We start from the raw sequence: 16,706 nt of genomic DNA on the forward strand, positions 1-16,706 counted from the left end.
CGGTTTTTTTTGATCAACGCTTGTCGCTCCATTTTTCTTCTTGCATGCTTGTATAGACAAATTCCTGAGGCCGCTTGCATGACCGAAGGGATGACGATCTTCAACGCAAGGAGAAAACTCGTGAACGGCAAGCGCATCAAGTGGGCAGTCAGGACGATCGGCATCATCGCGGCGGCAGCGGCCACGCTTTCCGCGCCGGTGCAGGCGAAGGAATGGAAGACGGTGACGGTGGCGCTCGAGGGCGGCTACGCGCCGTGGAACCTCACGCTGCCGGGCGGCAAGCTCGGCGGCTTCGAGCCCGAGCTGCTCGCCAACGTGTGCGAGCGGATCAAGGTGCAGTGCAACATGGTCGCGCAGGACTGGGACGGGATGATCCCTGGGCTGCAGGCCGGCAAGTTCGATGTCCTGATGGATGCGATCTCGATCACGCCGGAGCGCGAGAAGATCCTGCTGTTCTCGCGTCCGTATGCGGCCACGCCCGCGACCTTCGCCGTCACCGATACGAAGATCCTGCCGAAGGCAGCGCCGGGCGCGCCGATCGTCAAGCTGTCGGGCGATGCGAATGCCGACAAGTCGACCGTCGACGCGCTGCGCAAGCAGCTGAAGGGCAAGACGATCGGCATCCAGTCGGGCACCGTCTACACGAAGTTCATCAACGACAGCTTCAAGGACATCGCGTCGATCCGCGTGTACAAGACCTCGCCCGAGCGCGATCTCGACCTCGTCGCCGGCCGTATCGACGCGTCGTTCGACGATGTCACGTACTACGCGGCGAACAACACGAAGAAGGACACCGCATCGATCGTGCTCGCGGGCCCGAAGCTCGGCGGCCCGATCTGGGGGCCGGGTGAAGGGCTCGCGTTCCGCAAGCAGGATGCCGACCTGAAGACGAAATTCGATACGGCGATCGGCGCCGCGCTCGCGGACGGCACCGTGAAGAAGCTCGCCGACAAGTGGTTCAAGACCGACGTCACGCCGTAAGCACACGTCCGGCCGCCGCCGCGCAAGCGACATGAGCCGCGCGCGGCGGCGCGCATCCTGCCGATCCTATCAACGCTTGCCGGGAGGCACGCATGGCGATCCTTGAAATGCTGGGCTTCGGAACCGAAGGCTGGGGCGGCGTGCTGCTGCTCGCCGCGCTGATGACGGTGGCGCTCACGCTGGCCGCGCTCGCGGTCGGCGCCGTGATCGGCGCGGGCATCGCGGCCGCGAAGCTGTCGCGCTATCGCAGCGCCCGCCTGCTCGGCGACCTGTACACGACGGTGTTTCGCGGCGTGCCCGAACTGCTCGTCATCTACCTGTTCTATTTCGGCGGCTCGACGCTCGTCACGGCCGTGGGCCAGTGGTTCGGCGCGGAAGGCTTCATCGGCGTGCCGCCGTTCGTGATCGGCGCGCTCGCGGTGGGGATGATTTCCGGTGCGTACCAGGCCGAGGTGTATCGCGCGGCCGTGCTCGCGGTGTCGAAGGGCGAGCTCGAAGCGGCGCGCTCGATCGGCATGCCGCGCAGCATGGTGCTGCGGCGCATCCTGATTCCGCAGGTCCTGCGCTTCGCGTTGCCCGGCATCGGCAACGTGTGGCAGCTGAGCCTGAAGGATTCGGCGCTGATCTCGGTCACCGGGCTCGCCGAGCTGCTGCGCACGAGCCAGATCGCGGCGAATTCGACCCACCAGTATTTCGTGTTCTTCGTCGCGGGCGGTGCGCTCTACCTGGTCATGACGGGGCTGTCGAACCGCGTGTTCAACCGGGCCGAAGCGATCGTCGGCCGGTCGTTCCGCCGCAACTTCGCACGCAACTGACGGAGCGCCCATGTCACTCGATTTCGACTTCCTGTTCGACACGCTGCGCCAGCTGCTCGCGGCAGTACCGACCACGCTCGGCCTGTTCTTCGCGTCGCTCGTGCTCGGCGGCCTGCTGTCGCTCGTGATCGTCACGATGCGCGTGTCGCCGCGCTGGCTGCCGAACCGCTTCGCGCGTGCCTACATCCTGGTGTTCCGCGGCTCGCCGCTGCTGATCCAGATGTTTCTCGTGTACTACGGGCTCGGCCAGTTCGGCGTGATCCGCGAGAGCTTCATGTGGCCGCTGCTGCGCGAGCCGTACGTGTGCGCGGTGCTGTCGCTCGCGCTGTGTACGGCCGGCTACACCGCCGAGATCCTGCGCGGCGGGCTGATGGCCGTGCCGGTCGGGCAGATCGAGGCCGGCTATTCGATCGGCCTGTCGGGCTTCGCGCTGCTGCGCCGCGTGATCGGCCCGATCGCGCTGCGTCAGTGCCTGCCCGCGTATTCGACCGAAGCCGTGCTGCTGGTGAAGTCCACCGCGCTCGCCAGCCTCGTGACCGTGTGGGAGGTGACGGGCGTCGCGCAGCAGATCATCCAGCAAACCTACCGGACGACCGAGGTGTTCGTGTGTGCGGCCCTCATCTACCTGGGCCTGAACTTCATCGTCGTCCGCCTGCTCGGCGCGCTCGAATGGCGGCTGTCGGGCCACCTGCGCGCGCCGAAGCCGTCCGGTGCACCCGCGGCCGACGCACGCAATGCGCGACGTGTCGCATCCTGACCGCGTCCTTCCTTCCAGGAGAAATCGATGAACTCTGCTGCTCCCGTCGCCCTGTCGGTCAGGAACATCCACAAGTCGTTCGGCGATCACCACGTGCTGAAGGGCATTTCGCTCGACGCGCACGAAGGCGACGTCATCTCGATCCTCGGTGCGAGCGGTTCGGGCAAGAGCACCTTCCTGCGCTGCCTGAACCTGCTCGAAACGCCCGACGACGGCTCCGTCGCGCTCGCCGGCGAGGAACTGAAGATGAAACGCGCGCGCGACGGCAAGCTGCATCCGGGCGACCGGCGTCAGGTCGACCGCATCCGCTCGCAGCTCGGGATGGTGTTCCAGAACTTCAACCTGTGGTCGCACATGACCGTGCTCGACAATCTCGTCGAAGGGCCGCTGCGCGTGCAGAAGCGCAGTCGCGCGGAGGCGGTCGAGGAAGCGGAGGCGCTGCTCGCGCGCGTCGGCCTCGCGGACAAGCGCGGCTACTATCCGGCCCATCTGTCGGGCGGCCAGCAGCAGCGGGTCGCGATCGCGCGGGCGCTCGCGATGCACCCGAAGGTGATGCTGTTCGACGAACCGACTTCCGCGCTCGATCCGGAGCTGGTCGGCGAGGTGCTGCGCGTGATGCGCTCGCTCGCGGAGGAAGGGCGCACGATGCTGGTCGTCACGCACGAAATGGGCTTCGCGCGACATGTGTCGAACCGCGTGATGTTCCTGCATCAGGGTGAGGTCGATGCGGACGGCACCCCGGGCGAACTGTTCGGCGGCCAGTGCTCCGAACGCTTCCGCCAGTTCGTGTCGAGCCATCATGACCGCGCCGCGAACTGAGGCCGCCATGACCGTATTCCGTTCGGCCCGGCCGCTCGACTGGCGGCAGATCGCGGCGGTGGCGGCTGGCGCGCCGCTCGCGTTGACCGATGACGCGCGCGGGCGAGTCGTCGCGGCGCGCGAACTCGTCGACGCAATCGTCGCGCGCGGCATTCGTGCGTACGGCGTCAACACGGGCGTCGGTGCGCTGTGCGACGTGATCGTGTCGCCCGAGCAGCAGGGCACGCTGTCGCGCAACATCCTGATGAGCCACGCGGTCGGCGTCGGCGCGCCGCTCGGTGCGGCGGAAACGCGCGCGATCATCGCGGCCGCGATCAACAACTACGCGCACGGGCATTCCGGCGTGCGCGCCGACATCGTCGACCAGCTGGTCGCCTTGCTCGAACACGATTGCCTGCCGGAAGTGCCGGCGCACGGGTCGGTCGGCTACCTGACCCACATGGCGCACGTCGCGCTCGTCTGTATCGGCCACGGCCACGCGCGTCATCGCGGCGAACGCGTGCGTGGCGACGAAGCGTTGCGCCGCATCGGCCGCGAGCCGCTGGCGCTCGGTGCGAAGGAGGGGCTGAGTCTCGTCAACGGCACGCCGTGCGTAACGGGGCTCGCCGCGCTCGCGCTCGCCCGCGCGGAGCGGCTGCTCGACTGGGCCGACTGGATCGCGGCGACGAGCTTCGAGAATCTCGGCGGCCAGCTCGCCGCGTTCGATCCGGCCTCGCTGGCGCTGCGCATTTCGCCCGGCATCGGGCACGTCGGTGCACGCCTGCGCGCGATGCTTGCCGACAGCGCGATGCTCGCCGCGGCGAACGGACGGCATACGCAGGACCCGCTCAGCCTGCGCACGATTCCGCACGTCCACGGCGCGGCGCGCGACGTGCTGGCGGTCACGGCGGAAGTCGTCGACCGCGAGCTCGCGTCCGTCACCGACAATCCGATCGTCGCGGGCACGCGCGACGCCCCGACCGTCCATTCGCAGGCGCATGCGGTCGGCGCGGGCATCGCGCTCGCGATGGACAGCCTCGCGGCCGCGATGGCGCAGGTCGCGGCGATTGCCGAGCGGCGGCTCGACCGGCTCGTCAATCCGCTCGTGAGCGGGCTGCCGGCCTTTCTCGCGGCGCCGGGCGGCACGTGTTCCGGGTTCATGATCGCGCAGTACACCGCGGTCGCGCTGGTGGCGCAGAACCAGCGGCTCGCCGCGCCCGCGAGCCTCGACGGCGGCATTACGTCGGGCCTGCAGGAGGATCACCTGTGCCATGCGACGCCGGCCGCGCTGAAGGCGCTCGACATCATCGAGAACACCACGCGTGTGCTCGCGATCGAGTTGCTGGCCGCCGCGCAGGCATACGATTTGCAGGAAAACGAAGCATCGCGGGCGGCGCCGACCGACGCGCTGCGGCGTTACGTGCGCGAACGCGTGCCGGCGTATCACGACGACCGGCCGCTCGCCGATGACATCGCGAGCGCGGCCGCCATCGTCGCGGGCGTACCGCCGTCGCTGGCGTGACGCAGCGGCGGGGCGACGCTCGGCAGGTCATCCCATCTTCATTCGATCGAGGGCGCATGAACGAAGCGGAACGATACACGGCGGCCCGGCCGGGGGCCGTACCGGGCGACGACGTGCCGGCGCGCGCGCTGCCGGCCTACCAGCAGATCAAGCGCTACGTGGTCGAGCGGATCGCGAACGGCGACTGGAAGCCCGGCGGCGCGATTCCGACCGAGGCCGAACTGGTCAAGGAGTTCGGCGTGGCGCGGATGACGGTGTCGCGCGCGCTGCGCGAGCTGACCGCCGAGCGTGTGCTGACCCGTATCCAGGGGGCGGGCACTTTCGTCGAGCGCCGTCATTACGAATCGACGGTGCTCGAGATCCGCAACATCGCGGACGAGATCGCCGAGCGCGGCCATCGGCACAGTGCGCGCGTGATGACGCTCGAAAGCAGTGAGGATCCCGAAGCGGTCGAAGCGCTCGGGCTGCGCACGGGGCCGGTGTTTCATTCGCGCATCGTGCATTGCGAGGAGGGCGAGCCGATCCAGTTCGAGGATCGTTACGTCAATCCGGCGCTGTTTCCCGCGTATCTCGAGCAGGATTTCACGGTCGAGACGCCGAACCACTACATGGTGCGGCTCGCGCCGATCCAGCGCGCGGAATTCCGCATCTACGCGCAGAAGCCCGATGCGCAGGTGCGCCGGCACCTCGTGATGGAAATCGGCGAACCGTGCCTGCTGCTGCGGCGGCGTACGTGGGTCGGCGGGCAGGTCGCGACGTCGGTGCAGCTGTGGCATCCGGCGTCACGGTTTCATCTGGCGGGGCGGGTGTAGCCAAGGGGCGGGACGCTGCCGCCGTTCGACGTCTTCGCCCGAAGGCGCTCGTCGGGGCGGGGCGCGCACCGGCTGCCCGATGCCCGCCCCGTGCGGCCGGCATTCAGGCCGCTTGCGCGTGCCGGTTGACCGGGTACGCGAGCCCGAGATGCTCGCGCAGCGTCGCGCCTTCGTAATCGCGCCGGTAGACGCCGCGTTCCTGCAGGATCGGCACGACCTTCGTCGCGAATTCCGTGAACGCCGTCGGCGTGCCGCCGCGCACGATGAAGCCGTCGGTGGCGCGCGCATCGACCCACGCCTGTAATCCGTCCGCCACCTGCTCGGGCGTGCCGGCGAACGCGGGGCGCGGCGTGGCCGCCTCGAGCGCGACCTCGCGCAGCGTCAGGCCGCGCTCGGCCGCGTCGCGCTTGATCGTGTCGGTGGTGCTGCGGAACTGGTTGCCGCCGAGTTCGCCGAGATCCGGGAACGGCGCGTCGAGCGCGTATTGCGTGAAGTCGTGGTGATCGAAGTAGCGGCCGAGATAGTCGAGCGCGTTGTCGATCGTCACGAGCCGCGCCGTGTCCTGATACTGCGCCTCCGCGTCGGCGGCCGATGCCGCGACGATCACGCTCGTGCCCTGGAACACCTTCAGGCTGTCGGGTGCCCGGCCGCGCGCCGCGAGCCGCTTCTGCACGTCCGCATAGAACGCCTGCGCGAGCGGGATCGTTTCCTGGCGCGTGTAGATCGCATCGGCATGCTCGACCGCGACCCCCTTGCCGTCGTCGGACGCGCCGGCCTGGAACAGGATCGGGCGCCCCTGTCGCGAGCGGCCGATGTTCAGCGGCCCGGCAACCGAGAAGAATTCGCCGGCGTGATTCAGCGTGTGCAGCTTGTCCGGATCGAAGAACACGCCGCTCGCCTTGTCGCGCACGAACGCGTCGTCTTCCCACGAGTCCCACAGCCCCTTCGTCACGGTCAGGAATTCCGATGCGATCCGGTAGCGCAGCGCATGCTCCGGATGCTTGTCGCGCGAGAAATTCTTCGCCGAGCCTTCGAGCGGCGACGTGACGACGTTCCAGCCGGCCCGGCCGTCGCTCAGATGGTCGAGGCTCGAGAACTGCCGCGCGACGGTGAACGGATCGCTGTACGACGTCGACAGCGTGCCGACCAGCCCGATCCGCTCGGTGACGAGCGCGAGCGCCGACAGCAGCGTGAGCGGCTCGAAGCGGTTCAGGAAGTGCGGGATCGATTTCGCGTTGATGTGCAGGCCGTCGGCGACGAACAGCAGGTCGAACTTCGCGGCCTCGGCCTGTCGCGCGAGCTCGCGCACAAAGGCCACGTTGATGCTCGCGTCGGCGACCGCATCCGGATGCCGCCACGCGGACATGTTGCCGGACGCGCCCTGGATGATGGCGCCGAGATGGATCGGGCGGGAGGTAGCGGAAGTCGGTTGGCTCATGACGGGCAGGAACGAGAGAGGGAGGGTGTCATGCGAACGCGGCGCGCGCGGGCGACGGGCGCGCGTCGGGCAGCGTGGGCAGCGCGTCGAGCAGCGACGCGGTGTACGGATGCGACGGCGCGGCGAACACCGTGCCGACCGGGCCGCTTTCGACCACGCGGCCGCGCCGCATCACGAGAATGCGGTCGGCGACGTGATGCACGACGCCGAGATCGTGCGAAATGAACAGCATCGCGGTGCCGTGCTCGGCCTGCAGGTCGGCGAGCAGGTCGAGCACCTGCGCCTGGATCGACACGTCGAGCGCGCTGACGGGTTCGTCCGCGACGAGCAGCGCCGGATTCGGTGCGAACGCGCGCGCGATCGCGACGCGCTGCCGCTGGCCGCCGGACAATTCGCGCGGATAGCGGTCGATGCAGCCGGCGCCGAGCCGCACTTCGTCGAGCAACTGCAGCACGCGGCGGCGGCGCGCATCGCCGCGCACGCCGATCGCATCGAGGCTTTCGCCGATGATCTGGCCCACCGAATAGCGCGGGTCGAACGAACTGTAGGGATCCTGCGCGATCAGCTGCAGCCGCGCGCGGCGGGCCCGCCGTGCGGCTTCGGGCACGCCGCTCCACGGTTCGCCGTCGAGCGTGACGGTGCCGTGGTCCGGCTCGATCAGGCCGAGCACGATCCGCGCGATCGTCGATTTCCCGGAACCGGATTCGCCGACGATGCCGAGCGTCTCGCCGCGCGCCAGCGCGAACGACACGCCGTCCACCGCGACCGGCGCGTCGTGGCTGCCGTAGCGCTTCGTCACCGCGTCGACGGCGAGCACTTTCTCGCGGGCGTCGATCCGCTTGGGCGGCAGCGGGATGCGCGGGGCCGCGGCTGCGGTGTCGGCGTCGCCATCGGCCTGCGGATCCGCCGCGAGCCGGAACCCGCGCGACGCGGGCGTCGGAATCGCGGCGAGCAACTGGCGCGTGTACGGATGCGCGGGCGCGGTCAGCACATCGCGCGCCGGCCCCTGCTCGACGACCTGGCCGGCTCGCATCACGAGCACGCGATCGGCGAGTTCGGCGACGACCGCGAGATCGTGGCTGATCAGCAGCAGCGCATCGCCGGCCTCGCGGCGCGCGCGCAGCAGCGACAGGATCTGCCGCTGCACGGTCATGTCGAGCGCCGTGGTCGGCTCGTCGGCGATCAGCAGCGATGCGCCGCCGGCGAGCGCGGTGCCGATCAGCACGCGCTGCCGCAAGCCGCCCGACAACTGGTGCGGATACTGCGGCAAGCGCCGTTCGGGCTCGTCGATGCCGACCGAGCGCAGCAGGTCGGCGCTGCGCGCGTGAACGTCGCGCCGCCGCGTATCGTGCAGTGCCTCGGCGACGAGGTCGCGCACGCGCCACAGCGGATCGAGCGACACGAGCGCGTCCTGCAGCACGTAGCCGATCCGGCGGCCGCGAATGGCGCGCCAGTCGCGTTCGCGATGGCGCCGCGCATCGGTGCCGGCGATCTCGAGGCGTTCGGCGTCCACCACGGCGTGCGGGCCGTTCAGCCCGACGAGGCTGCGTGCGGTGACCGACTTGCCGGAACCCGACTCGCCGACGAGCGCGACGCATTCGCCGGCATGGACGGCCAGGTCGAGCGGCCCGACGACGGGGCGCGTGCCGCGCGGGCCGCGGAACCCGATCGTCAGGCGTTCGACGTGGACGAGCGGCGCGGCGTGCGGTGCGGGTGCGAGGGTCGTCATGTCGTCTCCCGGCGTTCGAAGCGTGCCTGCCAGTAGCCGCCGAGCGCGTTCACGGCGACGACGGCCGCGGTGATCGCGAGGCCGGGCCAGACCGCGATCCACCACGCGTTGTACAGGTAGTTGCGGCCCTCGGCGAGCATCAGCCCCCACTCGGCGGCGGGCGGCTGCGGCCCCATGCCGAGGAAGCTCAGCCCCGACGCGCCGATGATCGCGGTGCCGAGCCCGACCGTCGCGAGCACCGGCACCTGCGCGATCGCGTGCGGCAGCACGTGGCGCCACACCAGCACCGCCGGCGCGAGGCCGAACGTGCGTGCCTGCTCGACGTAGCCGGAGCCGGCGACGACGAAGGTCTGCGCGCGCACCACGCGCGCGAAACGCGGCACCGACGCGACGCCGAGCGCGAACACGAGGTTCGTGGCGCCCGGGCCGGTAAACGAGATCAGCATCAGCGCGAGCAGCAGGTCGGGGAACGCGGACACCACATCGAGAAAGCGCGAGATCAGTTCGTCGAGCCAGCCGCGCGCGAGGCCCGCGAACAGCCCGAGCGCGGTGCCGAACAGCGTCGCGACCGCGATCGACGCGGCGCTGATCGACAGCGAGTAGCGGGCGCCGTAGACGACCCGCGAGAAGATGTCGCGGCCGAGCTGGTCGGTGCCGAGCCAGTGTTCGGCGCTGCTGCCGAGTTGCGCGGCCAGCGGATCGGCGGCCAGCGGGTCGTAGCGCGTGAGCCAGCCGGGGGCGATCACCGCCACTGCGTTCAGCAGCAGGTAGACGGCCGCGAGCGCGAGGCCCGGATGGCGGCGCAGCCAGCCGGCCGCGCCGAGCGGCGCGCGCGGGCGCCACGGCAGGTCGAGGGGCGTGGACATCGGTGTCTCCGGTTCAATGCCGCGCGCGGCGGTCGCGCAGGCGAGGGTCGATCAGCAGGTAGAGCAGGTCGACGGCGGTGCTGAGCGCGACATAGATCGCCGCCGACAGGATCGCGATCGCGAGGATCACCGGCATGTCCTTCGACAGCACCGCGTCGACGGTGATCTTGCCGAGGCCGGGCCGGCCGAACACCTGCTCGGTGATCACCGCGCCGCTCAGCAGCCCGCCGACGAGCCAGCCGGCGAGCGTGACGGCCGGCAGCGCCGCGTGGCGCAGCGCATGCCGCACGCGCAGCGCGAGCCCGCCGATGCCCCACGAGCGCACCGTCAGCGCATACGGCTCGTCGAGCGCGCGCTCGATGCCCTGGCGCAGCACGCGGCCGATCACCGCGCCCTGCGCGAGCCCGAGCGACAGCGCCGGCAGCACGAGCGACGCGAAGCCGCGATCGCCGGCGACCGGGAACAGCTTCAGCGTGAAGCTGAACACGAACAGCAGCATGATCCCGAGCCAGAACGACGGCGTCGACGCGAGCAGCAGCTCGACGCCGGACGCCGCCCGCCCGGCCCAGCGGCGGCCGGCCGTCAGCACCGCGAGGCCGACCGCGAACACGAGCGTCACGACGAGCGCCGCGCCCGTCAGCTTCAGCGTCGGCCACAGCTGGCCGATCACGAGCGGCGCGACGTCGGTGTTCAGGATGTACGAGCGGCCGAAGTCGCCGTGCAGCACCCGCCACAGGTAGTGCAGGTATTGCAGCGGCAGCGGTTCGTCGAGCCCCCATTCCCGGCGGATAGCGGCTTCGATCTGCGGTGTGCTCAGCTGCTCGCCGATCAGGATGCTGACGATGTCGCCGGGCGCGACGTGGACGGCCGCGAACGACAGCGTGATCGCGGCCCACAGCACCAGTACGCCGGTGGCGAGCCGCGTCGCCACCGGCGAGCGCAGCACGCGGCGCCACGCGGCCGGTGACGAGGCGGGCGGCGTGGGCGCTGCGGTGTCCTGGACGGAAACGGGTACGGCGCTCGGATGGTTCATGCTCGGCTTCTCCTGCCGGTGCCGCGCGCGGCGGACCGGTGTGGCTTGCTCGCTTACTTTTTCACCCACACGTCGTACGGGTTCTCGGGCATCTGCGCGAACGGGCGGAAGCGCAGGCCCTGGACGGCCTTCGCGGCGGCGATCTGGTCCTCCGGCTCGTACAGCGGCACCGCGTACGCCTGCTCGTTGATCGCGAAGTGCTGCAGTTCGCCGTACAACGTCTTGCGCTCCGCGACGTTCTGCGTGCGCGCGGCCGCCTGCAGCCAGCGCGTCAGTTCCGGTGCCGCCGCGCGGCTGTAGTTCAGCGCGCCGCCGCGATCGACGGGCAGGTAGTGGCCTTCGATGTCGATGCCGTCCGGCGGCGTGTTCGAGTTCGCGATCGAGCCGAACTTGCCGGTCTTGCGTGCTTCGACGTACGTGCCGTCGTCGACGTACTGGATCTTCAGGTCGACGCCGAGCCGCTGCCGCGCCTGCGCCTGCAGCGCCTGCAGCAGCACGTCGCGCTGGTCGCGCACGGTCGCCTGCGCCTGGATCACCGCGATCGTCAGCCGTTCGCCGTTCTTCGTGCGGTAGCCGCCGCTGTCGCGTGCGCTCCAGCCCGCTTCGTCGAGCAACTGGTTGGCAAGCCTCGGATTGTTGCCGTAGGTCTTTTCGATGCGTGCGTCGTAGAGCGGGTCGATCGGCGACGTGATGCCCCATGCGCGCGTGCGCTCGCCGCGATAGATCGACTGCACGATGCCGGTCGTGTCGAGCCCTTCGAGCAGCGCGCGGCGCACCTTCACGTCCTGCGTGGGGCCGTAGCCGACGTTCAGGAACAGCGAGTACGGCGTGCCGGTGTTCAGCGCGTGCTGGTAGGTGAAGTCCGGGTTCTTGCGGATCAACGCCGCGTCGTTGCCGGATACGCCCTCGATCACGTCGACCTGGCCGGACAGCAGCGCGCCGGTGCGCACCGACGATTCGGGCAGGAACCGGTAGACGATCCGGTCGAGGTAAGCCGGGCCCTGATGGCCCGCCGTCGGCGGCGCCCAGCGATAGTCGGGATTCTTCGCGAACTCGATTTCCTGCCCCTTCACGTAGCGGCGCAGGATGAACGGGCCGGTGCCGGCGACGTCGGCGCCGCCCGCTTTCACGCTTGGCCGGTCGAACGCGTTCGGCGACAGCAGCGCGAACCGGCCGGCGAAGGTCAGGAACGGCGCATAGGGTGCGTCGAGCGTGATCACGACGGTGCGCGCGTCCGGCGTCTTCACGTCCGCGACGTGCAGGATCTGTGCCGCGAGCTGGCTGCCGCCCGAATACGCCGGATTGCGTGCGTTCAGGAAGTTGCGCGCGACGGCCTGCGCGTCGAGCGGCGCGCCGTCGCTGAACTTCACGCCGTCGCGCAGCGTGAACGTGTAGGTCTTGCCGTCGGGCGACACCTTGTAGCCGCTTGCGAGCCACGGCACGAAGCTGCCGTCCGGCTTGCGCGCGAGCAGGCTCTCATACACGTTGCGCAGCAGCAGCTCGACCTTGTCCTGGCCGTTCAATTGCGGATTCAGCGTGCGCGGCTCGGATTCGACGCCCCAGGTCAGCGTGCCGCCCGTGACGGGCGTGCCCTGGGCGAACGCCGCGGGCGGCAAGGCGAGGGCGAACAGCAGCGCGGCCGATGCCGTGCGGCGCGACGCGCGGAGCGCGGAATCCGGAAAAGCGAAGGTCATGCGGGGCAATCCTTTACAAGTGGCATGGCGGGTGGAACGGGGCGCGACGAAGCGCGGTGCGGGACGAGTGTCGAAACGGCGCGCATGGAACGTCATGCGCTGGCGCGAAGACGCTCGGCGCCCGGAGCGGCATCCGCCGCCGGCGGTTCCCGGTAGAGATCCGGGATCAGGATCTTTCTCAGCCAGACGAGCGGCGTGCCGAGCGTGTTCGTCGAGCGGTCGAACGCGACATAGCCGTGCCGCTCGTAGTACGGCTGCAGCCACGGATGATTGGTCGCGGTCGCGAGATAGGTCGCGGGCGCCTTGACCTGTTCGGTCAGGAACTGCGCTTCCACGTGGCCGAGCAGTGCGAGGCCGAGCCCCTGCCGCTTGAACGCGGGCGCCACCGCGAACCAGTGCAGGAACGGATACGGCGTGCGGGGGCGCTCGCCGGATACCCACGGGAACCGCACGGTCAGCGTCGCGGCAGGCGCGCGGCGGCCGTCGGCGTCCGCGCGCTCGAGCACGAAGGTCGTTTCGCGCGCAACGGTCTGCGCGACGTGCTCGATCGGCGAGCGAGTGATGTTGAAGTGCACGCCCTGCGGCACGAGCGGCGCATACGCGTCCTGCAGCAACGCATAAAGGGCCGGCACGTCGTCGGCGCCGGCAATGCGGATCGTATCGGTCATCGTGCGACGCCTTCGAGGTCGGGTTGACGGGTGACGGCGGCGGCGTGCGGTGCATGCGGCGTTTCTTCGGTCGCGCGTCGTGACGCCGCCGGGTCGTTGCCGTCCGCCTCCGCACCGGCCAGCAGCCGCAGCGACGCAATCCTCGGTGCGGCATCGGCAAGCGGTGTGTCGACGACGAATTCCGCGATCCCGTGGCGGCGATGCAGCGTATCGAGTTCGCGCAGCACGTCGTCGCGCGTGCCGTGCACGATCCGCGTCTCGCGTGCGTCGATCCGATGCGGCCCGTTGCCCGCCTGCCGGATGTACGCGTGCGCCTGCTCGAGACTGCCGACGTTGACCGCCGGCGTGTCGCCCACTTGCACGCGAAAGCCCTGATGCCCGCTCGCGAGTCGCGCGGCCGCTTCGCGTGTGGCGGCGACGATCACGGATACGGCGAGCAGCGGTGTGCGGCCGCCCGATGCGTGGCGGTATGCGTCGAAGCTCCGTTCGAGGTCGGCGGTGGATGCGTTGAGGTGCGACGCATAGACGAACGCCCAGCCGAGCTGGGCGGCCAGCGCGGCGCTTTCGGCGCTCGCACCGAGCAGGAACGGTTGGGCGGCGACGGGCGGAAACGGTGTCGCGTGCAGCGTGGCGGCTTCGTTCCCCGCGTCGCCCGGCGGCGTGTGGTTGCCGTCGAGATGGCGCTTCAGCTCGGCGGCGAGTTCGGCGAACGACGCGCGTCGCGCCGGGTCGTAGCCGGCCTGCAGCGCGCGCGTCGACAACGGCAGCCCGCCCGGCGCCTTGCCGATGCCGAGATCGACACGATCGGGTGCAAGTGACGCGAGCAGGTTGAAGTTCTCGGCGATCTTGTACGGGCTGTAGTGCTGCAGCATCACGCCGCCCGATCCGACACGAATTCGGCGAGTGTGGGCGAGCACATGCGCGATCAGGATTTCCGGCGACGGGCACGCGAGCGCAGCCGTGTTGTGATGCTCGGCAAGCCAGTAGCGGTGATAACCCGCGTCGTCGGCGAAGCGGGCGAGCGACACGCTGCGCGCGAGTGCGTCGGCGGCGGTTTCGCCCGGTGCGACGGGGCTCTTGTCGAGCACGCTCAGGCGAAACGGGAGGGCGGACAATGCAGCGGCGGAATGAGGGGCGTCGGACGTCATGAGGGTGCGACCGGCGCGGTTCGAAGCGGCACGATCAACGGGTTAGGCATGCCGGATTATTTTTCGACGCCGTTTGCCCGGTCAAACAATCAAGAAGAATATCGAAAGCCGAAAATATTCGTTCCGGCCCACCGGGTGGCCTGCGTTATGGTCGATGGCTGCGCGCCTTGCGGCGCACGCATGGACCCTGCCGGACGCCCCGGCGCGCGATCGTCGGCAGCATGGTGCCGGCGCGGGTCCGCCGATCGAACGCAATCGTGGGGAATACGAATGAACGAGCGAATCATGTCAACCGGCCGACCCGAGGCGCATGCCGGAGCCGCATCATGAGCGATACACGTAGACGCCTGAAGACGCTCGTCGGCGCCGCGAGCGTGCTGGTTGCGCCGGGCGATGCGGATCCCGCGCAAGGCATGCGTCGCGCGGCGGCGCTCGCGCGCAAGGCGGAAGCCGAGAAGATCACCGGCCTCTTCACGGCCGACCTGTTGCAGGCCGATCCGGCCGGGCTCGCCGGCAGCACCGGCAGCCAGGAGCCGATCGTCGCGCTGGCCGCACTGAGCCAGGCGACGTCGTCGATCGGGCTCGTCGCGACGGTGTCGACCACGTATCACCATCCGTACAACCTCGCGCGGCTGATCGGCACGCTCGATCACGTGAGCGGCGGCCGCGCCGCGTGGAACGCGGTGACGTCGTCGGTCGGCGAGGAGAATTTCGGCGACGCCGCATTGCCCGACCCGGAGCAGCGCTATGCGCGCGCCGCCGAATTCGTCGAAGTGGTCAACGCGCTGTTCGACGCGAACGCTCCCGACGCGGTGCGACGCACGGCGAGCGGCGGCGTATCGGTCGATCCGCTCAAGCTCGGGCCGATCGATTACCGAGGCGCGCACTTCCAGGTGCAGGGGCCGTTGAACGTGCCGCCTTCGCCGCAGCGGCGTCCCGTGCTGTTCCAGGCGGGGCAGTCGGCGAGCGGCGTGACGCTCGGCGCGCGGTTTGCGGAAGTCGTCTACACGTCGCAGCCGACGCTCGAGGATGCGCGCACGTTCGTCGGCGAACTGCACCGGCAGGCGACCGCATTCGGCCGGGCAGGGCGGCTGCCGCTCGTGATGAACTCGTTTCACTCGGTGATCGGCGAATCCGACGCCGACGTCGCGCGACGGCTGCGCGACAAGCATGAGCGCGTCGATTACGAGCAAGGGCGGCTCAAGCTCGCCGACATGCTCGGCGGCGGCGTCGACTTGCGCGACCTGCCGCTCGACCAGCCGTTGCCGGGATCGCTGCTGCCGGCGATCGACAGCGTGCATCGCCGGCGCGGCCGCGTCGCGATCTTCGTCGGCTATGCGCGGCAGCGCCTGACGTTGCGCGAACTGATCATCCGCGCGCAGGAAACCGGCCACTGGTTCGTCGCGGGCACCCCCGAACAGCTCGCCGATGCGATCGAGGCGCGTTATCGCGCGGGGCTCGTCGACGTGCTGTCGCTGCACGGGCTCGGGCAGCCCGACCAGGAGGACCTGCTGCTCAACGGGCTGCTGCCCGAATTGCGCCGGCGCAACCTGCTCGATACCGATTACCTCGGCGACGATTTCCGCACGAATCTGGCGTTACCGGCCTTGCAGCGCGAGACCGCGACGGCTTGAACGGGCAAACGGCGAGCGGGCGGCGCGTGTACGATGGCGAGACGGCGCTTCCGCTTCATCCTCGCGCCGCAACGTCGACGCAAGGATACTGATGTGACTCACGAGATCACGACTGTCGCGCAACTTGAGGCTATCTACGGGACGCCGCACGAACGGGCACTGTGGAAGGAAATCGACCACCTGAACGACGACTACCAGGCGTTCGTGCGCGCGTCGCCGTTCGTTGCGCTGTCGTCGGTCGGGCCGCACGGCACCGATGTTTCACCGCGCGGCGATGTGGCGGGATTCGTGTCGATCGTCGATCCGAACACGCTCGCGCTGCCGGATCGGCCGGGCAACAACCGGATCGATACGCTGCGCAATATCGTGGCCGATCCGCGCGTGTCGCTGCTGTTCCTGATTCCCGGCGTCGGCGAGACGTTGCGCGTGAACGGCCGCGCGACGATCAGCGCCGAGCCCGGCCTGCTCGCGCGCTTTGCCGTGGACGGGAAAGCGCCGCGCACGGTGGTGCTGATCCACATCGACGCGGCTTATTTCCATTGCTCGAAGGCGATCATACGTTCGCGGCTCTGGGATTCGGGCACGCGGATCGAACGTGATCAGCTGCCGAGCGCGGGTGCGATGCATCGGCGGCTGAGCGGCGGCACGTTCGACGGCGAATCTTACGATCGCGACCTCCCGGCGCGCATGGTCGCCGGGCTGTACTGAGTGCGCGAGAGGCGATCCGCGCGCGCATCGGGGCGGATCGTCCGCCCGGATCGGGCGTCGCATTTCACGATCGCATTGAACGACTGAAGTCGGATGAGACCCG

The 16,706-nt window shown here is 69.7% G+C and carries 15 protein-coding genes; 8 read left to right on the forward strand and 7 right to left on the reverse strand.

Features of this window, described 5'->3' with window-relative positions:
* The first annotated feature begins 120 nt into the window (after positions 1-120).
* The 6 genes from CFB47_RS33570 (at position 121) to hutC (ending at position 5,685) form a co-directional block, all read left to right on the forward strand.
* The gene (locus tag CFB47_RS33570) at positions 121-981 is read left to right on the forward strand and encodes a transporter substrate-binding domain-containing protein (RefSeq protein WP_039353370.1); all 861 of its coding nucleotides are present in this window, start codon (positions 121-123) and stop codon (positions 979-981) included.
* A gap of 92 nt (positions 982-1,073) precedes the next feature.
* Entirely contained in the window at positions 1,074-1,796 is a 723-nt protein-coding gene (locus CFB47_RS33575; protein ID WP_039353368.1) for an ABC transporter permease, read from the forward strand.
* A gap of 10 nt (positions 1,797-1,806) precedes the next feature.
* Positions 1,807-2,553, forward strand: coding sequence for an ABC transporter permease (locus CFB47_RS33580; protein ID WP_039353366.1), 747 nt, complete (start codon positions 1,807-1,809; stop codon positions 2,551-2,553).
* A 27-nt stretch (positions 2,554-2,580) separates the two neighbouring features.
* A complete protein-coding gene (locus CFB47_RS33585) occupies positions 2,581-3,372 on the forward strand; it encodes an ABC transporter ATP-binding protein (RefSeq protein ID WP_089443946.1) in 792 nt (263 codons plus the stop codon).
* A 7-nt stretch (positions 3,373-3,379) separates the two neighbouring features.
* Positions 3,380-4,873 (forward strand): histidine ammonia-lyase, encoded by a 1,494-nt coding sequence (gene hutH / locus CFB47_RS33590; RefSeq protein ID WP_089463788.1) that lies wholly within the window; start codon positions 3,380-3,382, stop codon positions 4,871-4,873.
* A 56-nt stretch (positions 4,874-4,929) separates the two neighbouring features.
* Positions 4,930-5,685: a histidine utilization repressor gene (gene hutC / locus CFB47_RS33595; protein WP_089443948.1), complete on the forward strand. Its 756-nt coding sequence runs from the start codon at positions 4,930-4,932 to the stop codon at positions 5,683-5,685.
* Positions 5,686-5,788: 103 nt separating this feature from the next.
* Here the strand turns inward: hutC and CFB47_RS33600 are convergent, their stop codons facing one another.
* From CFB47_RS33600 to CFB47_RS33630, 7 genes are all read right to left on the reverse strand, one after another.
* Positions 5,789-7,123, reverse strand: coding sequence for an LLM class flavin-dependent oxidoreductase (locus CFB47_RS33600; protein WP_089463789.1), 1,335 nt, complete (start codon positions 7,121-7,123; stop codon positions 5,789-5,791).
* Between the two features lie 28 nt (positions 7,124-7,151).
* Positions 7,152-8,852 (reverse strand): ABC transporter ATP-binding protein, encoded by a 1,701-nt coding sequence (locus tag CFB47_RS33605; RefSeq protein ID WP_089463790.1) that lies wholly within the window; start codon positions 8,850-8,852, stop codon positions 7,152-7,154.
* Complete coding sequence (locus CFB47_RS33610; RefSeq protein ID WP_089459962.1) at positions 8,849-9,718, reverse strand: ABC transporter permease; 870 nt, start codon at positions 9,716-9,718, stop codon at positions 8,849-8,851. The genes CFB47_RS33605 and CFB47_RS33610 overlap by 4 nt, the downstream gene beginning before the upstream one ends.
* A 13-nt stretch (positions 9,719-9,731) precedes the next feature.
* Positions 9,732-10,751, reverse strand: a complete 1,020-nt coding sequence (locus CFB47_RS33615) for an ABC transporter permease (RefSeq protein ID WP_089459963.1) — start codon at positions 10,749-10,751, stop codon at positions 9,732-9,734.
* 53 nt (positions 10,752-10,804) lie between these two features.
* Positions 10,805-12,445: an ABC transporter substrate-binding protein gene (locus CFB47_RS33620; protein WP_089463791.1), complete on the reverse strand. Its 1,641-nt coding sequence runs from the start codon at positions 12,443-12,445 to the stop codon at positions 10,805-10,807.
* Between the two features lie 92 nt (positions 12,446-12,537).
* On the reverse strand, positions 12,538-13,113 hold the full coding sequence (locus CFB47_RS33625; protein WP_089463792.1) for a GNAT family N-acetyltransferase: 576 nt from the start codon (positions 13,111-13,113) through the stop codon (positions 12,538-12,540).
* Complete coding sequence (locus CFB47_RS33630) at positions 13,110-14,261, reverse strand: MsnO8 family LLM class oxidoreductase (protein ID WP_089463793.1); 1,152 nt, start codon at positions 14,259-14,261, stop codon at positions 13,110-13,112. Before CFB47_RS33630 ends, CFB47_RS33625 begins: the two co-directional genes overlap by 4 nt.
* A gap of 326 nt (positions 14,262-14,587) precedes the next feature.
* Here CFB47_RS33630 and CFB47_RS33640 point away from each other — a divergent pair, with 326 nt between their 5' ends.
* Positions 14,588-15,895, forward strand: coding sequence for an NtaA/DmoA family FMN-dependent monooxygenase (locus CFB47_RS33640; protein WP_089463794.1), 1,308 nt, complete (start codon positions 14,588-14,590; stop codon positions 15,893-15,895).
* Positions 15,896-15,988: 93 nt separating this feature from the next.
* On the forward strand, positions 15,989-16,603 hold the full coding sequence (locus CFB47_RS33645; RefSeq protein ID WP_256946817.1) for a pyridoxamine 5'-phosphate oxidase family protein: 615 nt from the start codon (positions 15,989-15,991) through the stop codon (positions 16,601-16,603).
* The last annotated feature ends 103 nt before the right edge of the window (positions 16,604-16,706 follow it).

Origin of the sequence: Burkholderia sp. AU27893 (assembly GCF_002223205.1) — a bacterium.
Taxonomy (GTDB): domain Bacteria; phylum Pseudomonadota; class Gammaproteobacteria; order Burkholderiales; family Burkholderiaceae; genus Burkholderia.